General features: G+C 43.6%; 17 protein-coding genes. 8 read left to right on the forward strand and 9 right to left on the reverse strand.

Going from position 1 to position 16,453, the window contains the following annotated elements; genetic code table 11:
• The 5 genes from OA79_RS00725 to hpaE form a co-directional block, all read right to left on the reverse strand.
• Entirely contained in the window at positions 1–534 is a 534-nt protein-coding gene (locus OA79_RS00725) for a TRAP transporter small permease (RefSeq protein ID WP_063331318.1), read from the reverse strand.
• A 116-nt stretch (positions 535–650) separates the two neighbouring features.
• The gene (locus OA79_RS00730; protein ID WP_063331319.1) at positions 651–1,112 is read right to left on the reverse strand and encodes a DUF3237 domain-containing protein; all 462 of its coding nucleotides are present in this window, start codon (positions 1,110–1,112) and stop codon (positions 651–653) included.
• Positions 1,113–1,139: 27 nt separating this feature from the next.
• Positions 1,140–2,069 carry a 3,4-dihydroxyphenylacetate 2,3-dioxygenase gene (gene hpaD / locus OA79_RS00735; RefSeq protein WP_063331320.1) on the reverse strand — a complete coding sequence of 310 codons (930 nt, stop codon included), beginning with the start codon at positions 2,067–2,069 and terminating at the stop codon, positions 1,140–1,142.
• Between the two features lie 27 nt (positions 2,070–2,096).
• Entirely contained in the window at positions 2,097–2,477 is a 381-nt protein-coding gene (locus tag OA79_RS00740; RefSeq protein WP_063331321.1) for a 5-carboxymethyl-2-hydroxymuconate Delta-isomerase, read from the reverse strand.
• A 198-nt stretch (positions 2,478–2,675) separates the two neighbouring features.
• Positions 2,676–4,139 (reverse strand): 5-carboxymethyl-2-hydroxymuconate semialdehyde dehydrogenase, encoded by a 1,464-nt coding sequence (hpaE, locus tag OA79_RS00745; protein WP_156486193.1) that lies wholly within the window; start codon positions 4,137–4,139, stop codon positions 2,676–2,678.
• A 292-nt stretch (positions 4,140–4,431) separates the two neighbouring features.
• Here hpaE and OA79_RS00750 point away from each other — a divergent pair, with 292 nt between their 5' ends.
• From OA79_RS00750 to OA79_RS00785, 8 genes are all read left to right on the forward strand, one after another.
• Positions 4,432–5,169: a fumarylacetoacetate hydrolase family protein gene (locus OA79_RS00750; RefSeq protein WP_082825324.1), complete on the forward strand. Its 738-nt coding sequence runs from the start codon at positions 4,432–4,434 to the stop codon at positions 5,167–5,169.
• Between the two features lie 12 nt (positions 5,170–5,181).
• Positions 5,182–5,943, forward strand: coding sequence for a fumarylacetoacetate hydrolase family protein (locus tag OA79_RS00755; RefSeq protein WP_063331323.1), 762 nt, complete (start codon positions 5,182–5,184; stop codon positions 5,941–5,943).
• Between the two features lie 22 nt (positions 5,944–5,965).
• A complete protein-coding gene (hpaH, locus tag OA79_RS00760) occupies positions 5,966–6,769 on the forward strand; it encodes a 2-oxo-hept-4-ene-1,7-dioate hydratase (RefSeq protein ID WP_063331324.1) in 804 nt (267 codons plus the stop codon).
• Positions 6,770–6,863: 94 nt separating this feature from the next.
• A complete protein-coding gene (hpaI, locus tag OA79_RS00765) occupies positions 6,864–7,670 on the forward strand; it encodes a 4-hydroxy-2-oxoheptanedioate aldolase (RefSeq protein WP_063331325.1) in 807 nt (268 codons plus the stop codon).
• Positions 7,671–7,733: 63 nt separating this feature from the next.
• Positions 7,734–8,633 carry a 4-hydroxyphenylacetate catabolism regulatory protein HpaA gene (hpaA, locus tag OA79_RS00770; RefSeq protein WP_063331326.1) on the forward strand — a complete coding sequence of 300 codons (900 nt, stop codon included), beginning with the start codon at positions 7,734–7,736 and terminating at the stop codon, positions 8,631–8,633.
• Between the two features lie 4 nt (positions 8,634–8,637).
• Positions 8,638–9,081 (forward strand): GlcG/HbpS family heme-binding protein, encoded by a 444-nt coding sequence (locus OA79_RS00775; RefSeq protein WP_063331327.1) that lies wholly within the window; start codon positions 8,638–8,640, stop codon positions 9,079–9,081.
• A 14-nt stretch (positions 9,082–9,095) separates the two neighbouring features.
• A complete protein-coding gene (locus tag OA79_RS00780) occupies positions 9,096–10,526 on the forward strand; it encodes an aldehyde dehydrogenase family protein (protein ID WP_063331328.1) in 1,431 nt (476 codons plus the stop codon).
• 84 nt (positions 10,527–10,610) lie between these two features.
• A complete protein-coding gene (locus tag OA79_RS00785) occupies positions 10,611–11,804 on the forward strand; it encodes a multidrug effflux MFS transporter (RefSeq protein WP_063331329.1) in 1,194 nt (397 codons plus the stop codon).
• Positions 11,805–11,918: 114 nt separating this feature from the next.
• Here OA79_RS00785 and OA79_RS00790 read toward each other — a convergent pair whose 3' ends face one another.
• The 4 genes from OA79_RS00790 to OA79_RS00805 form a co-directional block, all read right to left on the reverse strand.
• Complete coding sequence (locus tag OA79_RS00790; RefSeq protein WP_063331330.1) at positions 11,919–12,521, reverse strand: class I SAM-dependent methyltransferase; 603 nt, start codon at positions 12,519–12,521, stop codon at positions 11,919–11,921.
• Between the two features lie 35 nt (positions 12,522–12,556).
• Complete coding sequence (locus OA79_RS00795) at positions 12,557–13,039, reverse strand: hypothetical protein (RefSeq protein WP_197465329.1); 483 nt, start codon at positions 13,037–13,039, stop codon at positions 12,557–12,559.
• A gap of 330 nt (positions 13,040–13,369) precedes the next feature.
• Positions 13,370–14,965 (reverse strand): transposase, encoded by a 1,596-nt coding sequence (locus OA79_RS00800; RefSeq protein ID WP_197465330.1) that lies wholly within the window; start codon positions 14,963–14,965, stop codon positions 13,370–13,372.
• Between the two features lie 132 nt (positions 14,966–15,097).
• Positions 15,098–16,375, reverse strand: a complete 1,278-nt coding sequence (locus OA79_RS00805) for a hypothetical protein (protein WP_197465331.1) — start codon at positions 16,373–16,375, stop codon at positions 15,098–15,100.
• Between the last annotated feature and the right edge of the window lie 78 nt (positions 16,376–16,453).

Genomic DNA, 16,453 nt, shown 5'->3' on the forward strand with positions numbered 1-16,453 from the left:
TTACTCTCCAACCGACGATGAAACATTCTTATTTTTTAAGACAACATAAGCACCATAGGTCAACATACAGGCTGCCGTTAACCAACTCATTAAAGCGATATACTGAGCAATATGACCTGCTGGCAAGCCTAAATATTCCGTGAGCTCGCCCCGACGCAGAGAGCGTTCGGCTAATTGATAAATACGAATGGCTAAAAAATAAAATGAAGTCGATATGATTAAAACCGAAAAGATAGCGAGAAGTTTAACGATACGATTGCCTAAAATATGGTCCAGTAGATCCACCACCACGTGACTGCCGCGCCAAGTAATAATAGGCATTTGAGCAAACACCATTATGGCAAGTCCAAGTTGAGTCAACTCAACGGCACCATCAATGGAATTATTAAAAAGATAACGCCCTGCGACATCAAAACACGTTAGCAACACCAGCAATAATAATACTGTGGCAGCAATCGCTTCTAATGTCAGACCGATCCAACGATAAAGATTAGGTTCTGGATACTGTTTTTCTATCCATCCATTATTTTTCATGGAAGCTCCTAAATACATTCTAATTATTATTTTAATTTAGTTATCATGTTAACTAAATATGTAAAAAAAACAACTTTTGACTCAAAAAATCGACAGACTATCGATTCCGCTAGACTCTAAAGCACTTCAAAAATTTGCAGTTCAACCAAATCAGGACGTCGCACACCCGTTCCAACAAACACACGTTCTGTTATCCATTGCATCGCCGGTGAACTCGTTTCAAAAACCGGATGACAGCGAAAATAAATAAGCTCAGGATCCACTGCTATACCTGCCTTTATTTTTTGTGTGACGTCTGCTGACGCGACACGAATGGCTTTATTATGAATGTAAATCAGTTCACCATTCTCTAATTCGATGGAATATCGTGCGTCCAGATGAGTCAATCTAGGTGTCAGTATTAATTGGTAATCTGCACCGCCGTGTAATACTTTGCCTTGCCAACCATTACCTTGCACAAGACCACCGGTAATCGGAATAACTCGGCGTTCACCGTGAATTGAAACACCCACTTCCTGAGGCGCATCAATTTCCACTTTTAACGTCGCAAAGTATTTTAATTCAGGGGCTTGAATCATTTTCGACTCCTATCAACAACAGACCAATTAAAGACGGCTTTTACCGTAAGTAAAGGTGCCATTTTCTGCTGAAGCTTGAGGCTTAGGAACCGCCGCTCCGGTTTGTGGTGATACAGGGAAAATAGCATTGATTTGACCTGTTCCAGACGCACCAAAATACGGTGTTAACACTTCTACTTTTTGATCGTATTCCGACCAACCGAGCGCCCCAAGTAACATAGCGGTATCGTGCATAAAGCCTTCACCATGACCTTTTGCGGCGTATTCAGGTAGCATTTCACAAAACGTATCCCATTCAGCGTTTTCCCACATTTTGACCACAGATTCATCAAGAGACTCTAAGAAAGGACTCCAAATTTTATGTGCGAAATCGGGGGCACTGCCGTTTTGAGCAAATCGGTGTGACAAAGAACCACTGGCTAAAATCGCCACATTACCATCATAGTGCTTCTCAATGGCTTCTCGCAGCGCCCAACCAAAACGAGCGGAATCATTAAGGTAATGAACCGTTAGCAAAGCCGAAACCGAAATGACTTTAAAGTGCAGGTCTTGGTTCATATAACGCATTGGCACCAGTGTGCCGTATTCTGGCGCAAGCGTTGTCTCGTCATGAGCGAGGGTTTCAACCCCTTGTTCGTTACAGACTTTCGCGATGATTTTGCCTAATTCAGGATTACCGTAAACCTCATAATCCATATTCTTAATAAAGTGTGGCAATTCATTACTGGTGTAAGTCCCTTTAAAATGAGGGGCGCAATTGATGTGGTAATTGGCGTTCACCAACCAGTGTGTATCAAACACGATAATGGTATCCACATTGAGTTCTTTGCATCGGCGGGCGATTTCATAATGTCCATCAATGGCGGCTTGACGAGTCCCTTTTCTTGGGCCATCTAACTCTGAAAGATACATGGATGGCACATGTGTTATTTTTGCGGCTAGCGCTAACTTACCCATAGGTAAAACCTCTTAACGTGTCACACCCTACTTAAAGAGAGCGTGAATATTATTTTTATTAAACTTAAGAACTGGGTGTAATTCTGTTAATTCAAATGATATTTGGCAGTAACTCGTATCCGTGATGGGTTTCATCCAATCACAGAGTATTTCAAATACCCTCTCCGCCACTTCTTGGCGCAATTCCATACTGCGACCGTGACCAATCTTAAGCGTCAGATTCAGCAAAGCAAAGTCTTCACGCCCATCCGCGACACGATAATCATCACAACGAATGGCACGACTGCGTACACCACCCAATGGAAACGCCCCCGTCGAGACGACATACTCGTGGAAGGCTTTAAAAAGCGGTTGAAAATCTAATCGCTCTTCCAAATTTGCTGAGTATTCAATAATAAAATGTGGCATATAACTCTCCCCCTAAAGAGATACTGTTTCAAATAAAAGGAAATTGTTTCTCTTTTATCAAGTACTCTTAACGACGTTATGAGCGATGCAAAGGCAAGGCATAAAATGGACGAGGAAGCGGAGTTTATATGTCATAAATGAGCATTCCGAGTCCATTTTTAACGCTGTCTTTGCGAGCGCAATAGTCGTATATAAAAGTTAAACGCCCCACTTAGGAATATGATGACTTCCCATACTAATACACACATTCTTTGGTTCGCAGAAAATTTCGTAACTGTATGTACCACCTTCACGGCCAGTACCAGACGCTTTCATCCCACCAAATGGGGTACGCAAATCTCGCACGTTTTGGCTATTAACAAACAGCATACCCGCTTCAATACGACGCGCAATGCGATGTACCTTGCCGTTGTCTTGAGTCCATAAGTAAGACGCTAGGCCATAGTCGTTGTCATTCGCCATGCGAACCACGTCTTCTTCGTCTTTAAATGGAATCAAGACAGCAACAGGGCCAAATATTTCTTCTCGAGCAATGCGCATGTCATTGGTCACATCACGAAATGCTGTCGGACGAATAAAGTGACCACCTTTAAGGTGATCAGGTAATTCTTCTGTGGGTTTTTCAGGGCCACCCGCGATCAAGGTTGCCCCTTCTTCGATCCCAGTTTTAATGTAACCGGTGACTTTTTCCCAATGCTGTTGACTGATCAATGAACCGACTTTGGTGTTCATATCGGTTGGATCACCCACTTCAATTTTACTCGCACGGGCGGCAAAGTCTTCACAGAATTTATCGTAAATGCTTTCTTGAATGAAAATTCGAGAGCCCGCCGTACAACGTTCACCATTAATAGAAAAAATGCCAAATACGGCCGCATCGAGTGCACGATCATAGTCACAATCATCAAAGATCATCACAGGGGATTTGCCACCCAGTTCCATAGAAAACTTCTTCAACCCTGCCGTGGAAATAATATGTTTACCTGTAGACGTGCCGCCAGTGAAAGAAATCGCCGCCACATCAGGGTTAGTGATCAGAGCATTACCCGTGGTCGCACCAAAACCATGAACCACATTAAATACCCCAGCAGGAACGCCCGCTTCCATTGCCAGTTTCCCTAGGAAATCGGTCGTCAAAGGCGATAATTCTGACTGTTTCATAACCGCCGTATTACCCAACGCCAAGCAAGGTGCGGTTTTCCAAGTCCCTGTCATGAAAGGCACATTCCATGGGGAAATAAGCGCACAAACACCGGTTGGTTGATATAAAGAATAGTTCAACATCTGATCGTCCATAGGGTAAGTATGGCCGTTCATTTGTTTTGCCATTTCCGCAAAGAAATAGAAATTGTTCGAAGCCCGTGGCACCAACGCATTTTGTGTTTGATATAGAGGCAATCCCGTATCGGCGGTTTCCATTTGCGCCAATTCTTCCACATTATCGGCAATCAGATCGCCTAATTTGGTGATGATCTTAGAACGCTTGGCAACAGGCATATTGGCCCAAGCAGGAAACGCAGCCTTAGCCGCAGCAACCGCTTCCGCTACTTGCGCGTCTGAAGCATGCGCCACGTCAGCAAGCATTTCACCCGTGGCTGGATTAAAGGTTTGGAAGGTTTCTTTACTTTCAACCCATTTGCCGTTGATTAAGTTTTTTATCATTTTTATGACCTCTTCAAAGCAGATTTTCTTTTTCTCTACTGTGTCTTATCGCCCCTTAAAAGGGTTTTAAATAAAACTAAGCAGAGCAAAACTCATTAACATGTTAAGTAAATTATTCCTCATGAAGCAAATTGTCAAGAGACAAAAATAGAACAAAACAAATTTTATTTGTGCTCACTCCTAGTCTATTTCCTAATACTTACTTTTCGAGCAAAGCGTTTTTTTGAGTTGACAGAGGAAAAGGATTAAGCAAATATAGTTAACATGTTAAGCACATTAGGATTATCATGCCATGCTCTATTACAAAACAAGAAAAAACGATCAAGTAAACAACGTACAAGCGCAAGCCGCTTTTGAAGTACCACTCGAAAACAATCTGCTTCCTGCCGTAAATGGTGCCGTGATTGGTGTGGCACTGAATGACAAAGGACTTTACCAATCGTTAGAAAAACAATTTAACGAAAAGCCTCACGTTAGCCCTCCTAAAACACCGGTGTTGCACATCAAAACCGACAACACCTTCATTGGCTATGGCGATACCATTCGTATTCCAAATAACATGGGCGCGGTGTTTTCTGGCCCTTCTTTGGGCATTGTCATTGGCAAGAAAGCCTGCCGAGTTACTGAAGAAAACGCGCTCGATTACATTCAAGGCTACACCATTGTTAATGAGGTTAGCCTAGCGGAAACGTCTTTCTACCGCCCAGCGGTAAAAGCAAAATGTCGTGACACTTTCTGCCCTATTGGGCCTTGGGTTATGGATGCAGCAGATGTCGAGACACCTCAAAATTTGACCATCAAAACCTACATCAATGACACACTTTGCCATGAAACCAGCACCAATCAGATGATTCATAGCATCGAGCAAGTCATCGCGTATATCAGCAGTTTTATCACTCTAGAAGTTGGCGACATGATTATCGCAGGCACACCACTTCGCACCGAAAGCCTTGAAATTAAGGCAGATGATGTGGTCATGGTTGAGATCGAAAAAATTGGCCGCCTTGTTAACCCAGTTGCCGCAGAATAAGGAGTGATAAACATGAAACGCGCAAAAATTTTATTAAATGAAGAAACTGTCAACGTCACCATTAACGAGGCTAACCAAGTCCTTACCGAAACAGGCTCGGTAGTAGAAGAAGGGACATTTACCTGGTTACCACCTTGTGAAGGCAAAGCGTTTGTTTTGGCGATCAACTATGCCGATCACGCCGCTGAATTGTCTTTTAAAGCCCCAGATGAACCGTTAGTCTTCCTAAAGTCTAGCAACACCCTAATCGGTCATGATCAAAAAACCTATCAGCCAGACAACATCGACTATATGCATTACGAGTGCGAGCTGGTGGTGGTGATTGGTAAAGAAGCGAAGAACGTGTCCCTAGAAAATGCCATGGACTACGTTGGTGGTTACACCGTTGGTAACGACTATGCCATTCGTGACTATCTAGAAAACTACTATCGCCCTAATTTACGTGTCAAAAGTCGCGACACTTGCACGCCTATCGGCCCTTACATTATTGATGCCAGCGAAGTGCCAGACCCTCATAATTTGACGATCCGTACCTACATCAACGGTGAACTGAAACAAGAAGGCTCCACCAAAGACTTGATCTTTAATGTGCCTTATTTGGTGTCTTACTTAAGCAACATCATGACACTGACACCGGGCGATATGATTTTTACCGGCACCCCAGAAGGCCTTGCCCATGTGTATCCAGGTGATGAAGTCATTACCGAAGTGGAAGGCGTTGGCGTATTGAAAAACACCATTATTTCCGAAACTGACTATCTAAGTAGCCTCTAACAAAAACAACAAGGAACTCACCATGCTATCAGCCGACATCATAAAACAGTGTGCTCAGAACTTGCATCAGGCCGAAAAGGACTGCGTTCAAATTCGTCAAATATCGTTAGAATACCCTAATATTGATATCGACGATGCGTACGCGATTCAGCGTGAATGGCTAAAAATCAAATTAGCGGAAGGCCGCCAAATCATAGGTCATAAGATTGGTCTGACCTCTCGTGCTATGCAATTGAGTTCACAAATCGACGAACCCGATTACGGCACCCTACTTGACGACATGCTTTATCATGACGGCTGTGAAATCGACACCAACAAATTCATCGTGCCACGCATTGAAGTGGAGCTGGCCTTTATCCTGAAAAAGCCATTAAAAGGCCCAAACTGCACCATGTTTGATGTCTATAACGCGACAGACTATGTGGTGCCTGCGCTTGAGTTAATTGATGCGCGCAGTCAATCCATTGATCCTGAGACCAAACGACCTCGCTTGGTCTATGACACCATTTCGGATAATGCCGCCAATGCCGCCATTATCCTAGGCGGTCGACCGATCAAAATCGATGAAATGGATCTACGTTGGGTGTCAGCCATCATGATGCGCAATGGCATAGTGGAAGAAACGGGAGTCGCCGCCGGTGTCTTGAATCACCCAGCCAATGGTGTGTCTTGGTTAGCCAATAAACTGGCTCCGTTCGATGTCGAACTCGAAGCAGGACAGATCATTCTTGGTGGTTCGTTTACACGTCCTACCGCCGCTCGAAAAGGCGATACCTTTACGGTTGATTACGGCCCACTTGGAACCGTCTCTTGTCATTTTAAATAGTCTTTTACATTTAAAATAAAAGAGCACCCAATTCAATCGTTTCAGCCACTGAAATAGAAAGAACGACAATAACAAAAAGCATGAGGATAATCGGATGAGCGCGCCAAAAAACGAATTTAAGATGGCTCTTAAAAACCGTGAAACACAAATTGGCTTATGGCTTGGTCTTGCCAATTCCTACACGGCGGAACTGATTGCCTCCGCTGGGTTTGATTGGTTATTAATCGATGGCGAGCATGCGCCAAATACCTTGCAAACCATGGTAAGCCAACTGCAAGCCATCGCGCCTTATCCGAGCCATCCTATTGTGCGTCCAGCGTGGGCGGATCATGTCAGCTTAAAGCAAATCCTCGACCTTGGCGTGCAAACCGTTTTAGCTCCCATGATAGACAGCGCAGAACAAGCGGAACAAGTGGTCAAAGCAACTCGCTACCCTCCTCAAGGTATTCGCGGCGTTGGCAGCGCGCTAGCAAGAGCTTCTCAGTTCAACCGCACGCCGAATTATTTAACCACCGCCAACGATGAAATTTGTGTCTTGGTGCAAATTGAAACCCTAGCAGGCGTGAATGCGCTAGACGCCATTCTGGATGTGGACGGTGTCGATGGTGTGTTTATTGGCCCTGCCGATTTAAGCGCGTCCATGGGTTTTATTGGACAACCCAATCACCCTGAGGTGGTTGCCGTTATCGAAGCCAGTATTGCCAAAATTGTCGCCAAAAATAAAGCACCAGGCATTTTAATGGCCGCACAAGAGCAAGCGAAACGTTACATCGCGCAAGGTGCGTTATTTGTCGCTGTTGGCAGTGACACTGGCTTGCTAATGAACAGCACCCAAAAACTGGTTGATACATTCTCAACAAAGACAACCAATACTGATGAAGGTGGTGACTCAGTTTATTAAGCTGAGTCAGTCAATGAGACCTTTCTTTTCTATAAAGATAGCCCTCGACACAGGTAAAAAACCATGACAAAAGAATGGATCCCCAATCTACAAATCGGTCAAGACTATGACAGTCAGTACCGTGATGCAGACATTCACTTTGATCAACTTGGTGCCATGGCGGACTTTTTTGGTCGCGACATGCCTGTGCACATGCACGCCGATTTTTGCCAAATTCATTTTGTTTTTAGTGGCGACACCCAGTTTAATATTGACCAAAATCTGTATAAAACATCCGGAACCGCTATTTTTTATACGCCACCAGCGACACCTCATGCTTTTCTAACCGAAGCAAACGCCCCAGGTTACGTATTAACACTGCATCATTCTATTGCCAGCAAAATTGCCGATGAGCTAGGGGCTCATGCACAAAATCGTTTCTTAATTCTGCCCATCTGTCTGACGTCAGAGAACACAAAACCAGAAAAAGAACCGCTTTTTAACACAACATTAGAACTGATCGAGATGATCAAATCCGAATGGAGCAGCGAGTTATCATATAAAAATGAGGCTATTTTAGGGCTCATTAAACTATTGCTACTCAATCTTTTTCGTCTTTCTGAATCGGATAAAAAAACCAATAGCAGCACACGTCATGAAGTCGAATTATATAAACACTTCAATCAACTGGTGGAAAATCACTATAAAACAGAAAAAACCATTTCCTTCTATTGCCAGCAATTAAACATCAACGAAAGCCGGTTGAACTACGTCTGCAAAAAAATCTCTGGCTCTCCCCCTAAAGCCATTATTAACAGTCGCGTCATTCTGGAAGCCAAGCGTCACATTCTGCATGCCAATCAAAGCTTGAATGAACTGTCTTATGACTTGGGTTATTTGGACCCGTCTTATTTTTCACGTTTCTTCCAGATCAAAACGGGTCTGACGCCCAGCGAATATAAAAAACGTCATAGCCAAGGGTAATACGATGCTAAACGCGATTAAACAAACGACAGAATTAAGCCATGAGTGTGCCGTCCAGCTGTGCCTCACTGCCATCACTCATGCCAACACATTTCCAGCCAATATTGGCGTCGTGGTGTTAACACCAGCCGGAATAGAGCTGTCTGCGGTGCGGATGAACCAAGCCCCATTACATGCAATAAACATTGCGCGAAAAAAAGCCTACACCGCCGCCAGTTTCAAAGTCTCTAGTCAGTCTTGGCAAGAAAAACTCAAACACAAGCCCGACACCATGAGCGCCCTATTGAGAGAAGACAACTTTACCTATTTAGGCGGAGGCCTTCCGGTAATGGTCGACAACGAAGTCATCGGTGCGATCGGCGTCTCTGGTGCAACCGAAGCACAAGATGTTGACTGCGCAGAACAGGCCATCACAGCATTATTGAATTCATTATCCCAAGTAAAATAACAAGAGAATTAAACATGTTGCAATCAAGCTATCCCTTTTACCTTGCTAACAAGCCAGTTTATGCCAATCAAGACTTAGCGGTTACGAACAAATACAGCAACCAAGTCGCAACCCATGTGGCCATGGCCAGCGTGGCCGATATCGACAACGCCATTGCCGCCGCGGACAACGCCAAACATGCGATGCAAGCTCTACCAGCCTACAAACGTCAGGCCATCTTGCAACATTGTATCCAACGCTTTAAAGAACGCTTTGAAGAACTGGCATATGCTCTTTGTATCGAAGCGGGTAAGCCCATTAAAGATTCTCGCGGTGAAGTCACTCGCTTAATTGACACCTTTCAAATTGCCGCAGAAGAAGCGACGCGTATCTATGGCGAAGTCATGCCAATGGACATTTCACCTCGCTCGGAAGACTATCAAGGCATGTGGAAACGCGTGCCAATCGGCCCCTGCTCTTTCATCTCGCCGTTTAACTTCCCACTCAATTTAGCGGCCCATAAAATCGCGCCTGCCATTGCCGCAGGTTGCCCTTTTATTCTAAAACCAGCCAGCTTAACGCCAGTCAGCGCGTTGATCGTCGCCGAAATCCTCGCAGAAACCGATTTACCAGAAGGGGCATTTTCCATTTTGCCTTGCCATCGTGATGGCGCCGATTTATTCACCACGGATGAGCGCTTGAAACTATTAAGTTTCACCGGCTCGCCAGAGGTTGGCTGGGCCTTAAAAGCCAAAGCAGGCAAAAAGCCTGTCGTACTAGAGCTGGGTGGTAACGCGGCTTGTATCGTCGATCACGACACCGACCTTGATGATGCGGTGCAACGCATTATCTTCGGAGCTTATTATCAGTCTGGACAAAGCTGTATCAGCGTGCAACGTATTATGGTTCATGAATCACTTTATGACGAAGCCAAAGCACGCCTTACCAGTGCGGTGAATAATCTCGTGATGGGTGACCCATTGGATGAATCTACTTTTATTGGTCCAATGATTTCTGAAAAAGAAGCTTCTCGTTTATCAGGCTGGATCGATGAAGCCCGTGCGGGTGGTGCAACGGTTCTGAGCGGTGGTCACCGTGAAGGCGCTATGCTAGACGCCACACTGCTTGAAAATGTGACATCAGAGATGTCGATTTCATCTCAAGAAGCCTTTGGCCCTGTGGCCATTTTATCGAAGTTTACGGATTTCGATGCGGCACTGGATGAAGTAAATAACTCAGACTTTGGTTTACAAGCTGGCATTTTCACTAAGGACATTTATAAAGCTTACAAAGCATGGGATGTCTTAGAAGTAGGCGGTGTCGTCATTGGCGATGTGCCATCTTGGCGTGTTGATCACATGCCCTATGGCGGCGTAAAAGACAGTGGTTTAGGTCGTGAAGGCGTCCGTTTTGCCATTGAAGACATGACCGAACTCAAACTGCTGGTACTAAGAACCCCAAAATAAAGCGTTTTAGACGTTCAAGAAAGCCGACGAGACAAGCTCTCGTCGGCTTTCTGCTTTATCAGATACCTCATCAAGGACACGGTTATGACTGCAGACAGCAACCAGACACACTCTAAATGGATGGTTCCTTTACTTGGCTATTTAGTCGCTTTCGGGCCCTTATCGGTCGACATGTATTTGCCCAGTTTGCCTGCGATTGCCAGTGATCTAGGCAGCTCGCAAGCCACCATTCAGTACACCATCACGTCTTTTTTGTTCGGCATGGCCATTGGCATGCTGTTTTTCGGCCCACTGTCAGATCTGATGGGTCGAAAAAAGCTATTGTTAATTGGCACCGCTTCTTACGTCATCAGTAGCATTGGCTGTGCTCTCGTGAATAATGGTGAATCCTTGGTGTTGTTGCGATTTTTACAATCGCTTGGTGCCGCCGCTGCCGGTGTGCTTGGACGAGCCTTGGTTCGAGATTTATTCCCGCTGAATAAAGCCGCAGGGATTCTCTCGAACATGCATATTATCTCGATGGGAGTGATGCTGATGTCACCTATTTTAGGTGCTTATATTGTCACTTGGTTAAATTGGCGATGGATTTTTTATTTTTTATCTGCCCTGTCATTTTTATCCTTGATTGGCATTTTCTGTATCTTAAAAGAACCCCCACGAGACACGAGCAACAAGACCAGTATTAAAGGCTATCTAAAGAACTATGCTGACTGCCTTTCTCATCCAAAAGTCACTTTTTATTTACTGGCAAATGGCTTTTCCTTCGGTGGCATGTTCGCCTTTATTGCCGCATCGGCTTTCGTTTACATCGACTTCTTTGACTTCTCTGAAACCACCTACGCCATCACGTTTTCCGCCAACGTGACCATGATCATTGCCGCCACTGTGATCAATAAAAAATTAGTCAGTCAATTTAACGTCTATAAAGCGTTACGAGTGACCTCCGCCACCTCATTAACGGCCGCTTTACTGATCTTTATGGTCGCGATCATCTTCCCTAATACGGCTGCACTCTTCATTGCCGTCACCATGCTTTACATCAGCGTAACCGGTGCCATAGGCGCGAACAGCCTAGCCTGTTTGTTTGACCTCGCCCCCACAAAAGCCGGTACCATGGCAGGCTTACTCATCGCTACTCAATTTATTGTCGGTGGTCTCTCAAGCTCGGTCACCAATATGGTCTTCGATGGCACCGCCAGTTCATTGCTGATTGTCATGGGAATATGCGGCGGCTTAAGTTATGCCTTTCACCGCTTGTCACAAAGTAAAACGACATAATCAAAAAAGCCTGACAGGAACTGACAGGCTTGGGTTGTTTATGATGTTTAGATAGAACGCCGCCATAATTTGCCGCATGGAGCGCAGCGTAAGACAGTCAAGTTGATGGCTTTGTTAGGCAATTTTTTGTGCCACTAAGTAGGTGTGCCGCTCTGGGTACTGGTCAAATTCTAAGTGTTTGATGGTACAGCCATTATCAAGAAACACTTGTATGAAGCCATTTGTTCCGAGAGATGAGTAATACATCATTGGCCCCATAGTATCATCAGTATGCTCTCCCGGTTCGTTGACCCCGCCAAATGAAAATATCATGACCCCATCGGGGTTTAACGCATTTGCCAGTTTTGATATCACACTAACTTGCTTATCCAATGGTATATGCCAAATGCTATCCCAAGCAGTTATGAAGTCATATTTTTCTGATAACGGATAGACGCAGATATCTTCTTGATAGAAATTCCATTCTGAATTACGGCCTCTAGCGAGCGCAATCATTTTCTCTGAGATATCTAGGCCTTCAGGCTTAAAGCCTTCTTTGGCTAGTAAATCCATTACTCTCCCAGTTCTTCCGCAACCAACATCAAGTGCCTTGCCTCTCGACTTCACAAAAGATATCGCTCTTTTATGTTGATCGATTCCGTTTTTCATATTGAACCGATCTTCAGACCAACGATCTGTAATTGTGTCGTAGTTTTTGCCTATTTGTGTAGGGTTCATAGTGTATTACCTAACGCTGAACGAAGCGGCGCGTCTCACGCGTCCGCCTTCCGTGACTTGTTAAACGAACTCTTAAGCTCGACGAAAAGACGAACTTGGATTGACGACTCTGGGTCCATAGGTGCTGTTACGTGGACAAGCTCATTGGTCTTGGCCAATCTCACATAATGTTCCGACAAGAGCTGCTCGATGCGTCGCAAATACTCTGGCACCTGATTGTGGAATACCAAAGAATTTTTACCCTTCGAGAAAGGGTTCTTGGTGTGAAGCATTGCACCGCACTTGTCATGCAGTTGCGAAAATTGATGACGAGTAAGGTATCCACCGCTCAGTTTTCTCCAGCGCTTTCCGTCATGCCCCCTCACTGGAGTGGGATAGAAGTCTGGATTAATACCTTCAATTTTTTTGAGTATTCGAGCCGCATGCCAGTCTTTAGCAATATCATTGCGGACTGAGCGATAGGCATCTTGGTACGACACCAAAGATGCAAACGCAATCAGCTCTAGCAGCTTTCGCAACTGTAGTGCCTCAGATTCGATCGTCGTCTGTAAGTATGTGCAATGAGTTCTACCCTCGACAAAATCCCGCAACGTCTCTAGGCGATAGCGACATTCCCACATGAGTGATGCGTATTTTCTCCGAGTTCGACTATCCATACTTACCGTTTAACGAGGCTGTAGAATTTCTACTTCTCAGCCTACTTAATTAATATAAATCCACAATATTTCACATACACCCAAGATTCAACAGGTGATTCTATTTTTAATCATAGACTGATGATATAGAGCCATAAATGAAGCGTGATCGCGGCGTGAGTCTTTCTATTTCCGTGAAGACTTTCTCTTTGGCTAGTGCAGGCTATTCCTAAGTTTTTCGATGTTATGAACGAGACAATACATTTGCCATTGGGCATTCACTTTTTCTTGCCCACGTAGCGTGAATTTGTTCATGCCTTTATTGACGGTGATATTACCAAACACAGGTTCAATTGCACCAAGTCGTTTACTGTATTGGCGCCGTCCTATTGGACTGTCTATCTTGGTTTTCATTTTATCACCGTAGCTTAGCTTTTTACGGGATTGATCGTTTAAGAACTGTACTTGTCTTCCTCTATCCTTCGGTGGTTTACGCATACATTGTTGCTGTAATGGGCACACTTTACAGTCTTTTAAGTAGCCGCAGAATCGTTCGTACTCTTGATTACCACTCTTTACATTTGTCCCACTACACCACATTTCATTACCTGCAGGACAACGACACGTTTGTGTTGTTCCATCATAATGAAAATCCTCTGATGTGAATAATCTTGGCCTGCCTTTACTTCGCTTTAATCGTCGTTTTTCTTGCTCTGTTTCATACGTTTCACTCTCTTTGAAGAGTGGATTACGCTTCCTAAATTGATTGTCTGTAATATAACTATCGAACCCACTTTGAGCCATAAATTCCAAATTAGCTTCGCTGTTAAAGCCACTGTCTGCGGTGAATTTTATTGTGTGCTCGTTTGGTTTCTTTTGTGTGGTGAGCTTATCGAGTTGCTGCTTTAATTGAGTAAACGCTGGCTCTAAGGTTTGCTGCTCACCAACCGAACCCCATGCTTGGGCTTGTAGGATGATTTGATGTTTATCGTCATTAATCGCAATGCCGTTGTAACCTTGGATCGTGCCTTTACTGGTGGTCATTTTTGCACTGTCTGGGTCGGTAATATTACTTTTAACAGGCTTACCTTTACTACCCGTTTTCTCCTCATGAGCAGCTAAGAATCTTGTGATTTTTTCAGCGCTTTTATCCAGTTTTTCTTTTTGTTTCAAATCATGTGCGACGTCACCTTCACCTAGACAGTCTTGCGATTGATGACGCTCAAATATGCGTTGACTGGCACGGCGTAGTTTAGCCTCCTTACGTTCAAGTTCTTCAAACGTCCCGCTCCATTCTTTACTCGCATTCGATCTTATTTTGCAACCGTCGATGGCAAACATGTTTCGCCCAATCAAACCCTCGCGGTCGCATATCATCAAGACCTGAGTAAACAGAGGTTCTATTTGATCTTTCATGTTCGCAACAAAATGGCCAATAGATGTGTAATGAGGTTGCGCATCACCAGACAAACTCATGAAGGTAATATTGGTTTTACACGCCCTTGCAATGCGGCGACTGCTGACCAATCCACGAGAGTAGCCAAACAAGACGATCTTCAACATCACAGAGGGTGGATACGCCGCAGCGCCACCATGATCGTTGTTGTACCAATCATCAAATGACGTTAAATCAAGGTGTTTATCAATAATATGGGAAAGCGCGTACTCAAATGTACCTGGGACAATTTGTTGTGAAAAATCAATCGGAATGAATTTACTTTGGCAGGATAAATCAGGTTTGTAGTTCGCCATCACGTTCAACTGTAGCGAATAATAGTGATTAGATAACAGACCATTAAAAAAGAACATGAAAATGTTCTTTTTGGAGAAATTCTACAGCCTCAACGCCGCGTTAAGCGGACTAAAATTGTTGGTTATAATGTGAAGCGAAGCGGAACCTAACCAACTGTTTTAGTTCCGTTTAAACGCCTTGTTAAGTTTTTATTTTGTATTAAGCCAATTAATAATTGAATGTTTAGCTAAGCCCACAAGAAGTTCATAGTTAGGCAACAGTTTCTCCTCAAGATTAAAACCATTATAAGATCTGTAATCTTGGAAAAAACGATGCAATGATGGGTTTGGATCATTATGTGGTGGTTGTTCACCGCGATGTATAAAGCATGAACGATGCACGTATGCATCAGATAATATCAACTCTATTTCAGATGGTGACAAGTCATCAGGATATTTTTCAAACCATTTTTTGCCAATCAAATGTCCAACATCTTGCTTAGGGTTATGTGTAATTATTGTATCAGCGACACCGCTCATTGGATGTTCGACATAACTTTCCCAGTCTTTAACAGGAGCATATGTTTCAATGAACAAAACAAACCTTTCCCTTAAGTACTGATTATTTCCCCTAGAATCTAGGTAAGACTTAAACAGTTCCTCAAACATCAAATCTTCTTTTGCTCGTTTCTTCCATTCATTTTCTTGCGGGTGCTTCTTCTTAACTTTATTTCGCTTTACTGCATGTTGTGCGATTGCTTCTATTGCTGACACAACAAGTAAGTACGCCAAACCAAAGTCATCTCTTTTTACTAATAAAGATAAATGTATCATCCTTATACTTTGCATCACTAATCGATATACTTTCGAATCAACACTCATTAGCTTTGAAGTTAACTCCTGAAGTTCACTCTGCATTTCGAGTAACTTAGAATCTGATACACTGCTATGATTGAAGCCCGGCCCGGCAGTTAATATGGGATGGTGTAAGGCTAGTTGATTATAATCTAACTCGGACAATTTCTCTCTGCGACATAAATAATCATCTCGGGTGGACTTACATGGTTTTAATGTAGTAAATGAAACTACAGCTGATAAGGCGATACCGAATAAATGACTATTATGCGTTCCTACACTATCGGGATTATTAATTTTACAAATGAATGCAGAATATGCACCCGGTAGCATTACTTGCACTGACGGCTCAACACTAAATAAATTGAAATCCCATATTTTTGGTAATAAAAATGGAGTTAGCAAATAAGAAATACTTTTGCCTTTATCAAAGTTCGGAAGCATTTCACCTTCACTACGAAAAGCATTAATACACTCATCAAACAACACATGGTCAGAAGTTACTGCACGAGACATATGTACTCCAGAAAAACTTAACATTTTCAATAGTGCGCATGCGCGTTTAGACAATTCAAAAATTTCGCCAATACCTTTATAACCAATTGAAATAAATACTTTTATCAAGGTATCCACAGAATCCAAAACTGGAAAAACGAGCATGCGCGTTTACACATCTTTCTTTTAGGAGAGCATGGCCTGTTATTTCTGCTG

This window comes from Marinomonas sp. TW1, from assembly GCF_001625355.1.
Classification (GTDB): domain Bacteria; phylum Pseudomonadota; class Gammaproteobacteria; order Pseudomonadales; family Marinomonadaceae; genus Marinomonas.

Coding starts and splice junctions, on each gene's coding strand:
- OA79_RS00725 (WP_063331318.1), bottom strand. CDS start 534: ATGAAAAATAATGGATGGATAGAAAAACAGTATCCAGAACCTAATCTT.
- OA79_RS00730 (WP_063331319.1), bottom strand. CDS start 1,112: ATGATTCAAGCCCCTGAATTAAAATACTTTGCGACGTTAAAAGTGGAA.
- hpaD (WP_063331320.1), bottom strand. CDS start 2,069: ATGGGTAAGTTAGCGCTAGCCGCAAAAATAACACATGTGCCATCCATG.
- OA79_RS00740 (WP_063331321.1), bottom strand. CDS start 2,477: ATGCCACATTTTATTATTGAATACTCAGCAAATTTGGAAGAGCGATTA.
- hpaE (WP_156486193.1), bottom strand. CDS start 4,139: ATGATAAAAAACTTAATCAACGGCAAATGGGTTGAAAGTAAAGAAACC.
- OA79_RS00750 (WP_082825324.1), top strand. CDS start 4,432: ATGCTCTATTACAAAACAAGAAAAAACGATCAAGTAAACAACGTACAA.
- OA79_RS00755 (WP_063331323.1), top strand. CDS start 5,182: ATGAAACGCGCAAAAATTTTATTAAATGAAGAAACTGTCAACGTCACC.
- hpaH (WP_063331324.1), top strand. CDS start 5,966: ATGCTATCAGCCGACATCATAAAACAGTGTGCTCAGAACTTGCATCAG.
- hpaI (WP_063331325.1), top strand. CDS start 6,864: ATGAGCGCGCCAAAAAACGAATTTAAGATGGCTCTTAAAAACCGTGAA.
- hpaA (WP_063331326.1), top strand. CDS start 7,734: ATGACAAAAGAATGGATCCCCAATCTACAAATCGGTCAAGACTATGAC.
- OA79_RS00775 (WP_063331327.1), top strand. CDS start 8,638: ATGCTAAACGCGATTAAACAAACGACAGAATTAAGCCATGAGTGTGCC.
- OA79_RS00780 (WP_063331328.1), top strand. CDS start 9,096: ATGTTGCAATCAAGCTATCCCTTTTACCTTGCTAACAAGCCAGTTTAT.
- OA79_RS00785 (WP_063331329.1), top strand. CDS start 10,611: ATGACTGCAGACAGCAACCAGACACACTCTAAATGGATGGTTCCTTTA.
- OA79_RS00790 (WP_063331330.1), bottom strand. CDS start 12,521: ATGAACCCTACACAAATAGGCAAAAACTACGACACAATTACAGATCGT.
- OA79_RS00800 (WP_197465330.1), bottom strand. CDS start 14,965: ATGTTCTTTTTTAATGGTCTGTTATCTAATCACTATTATTCGCTACAG.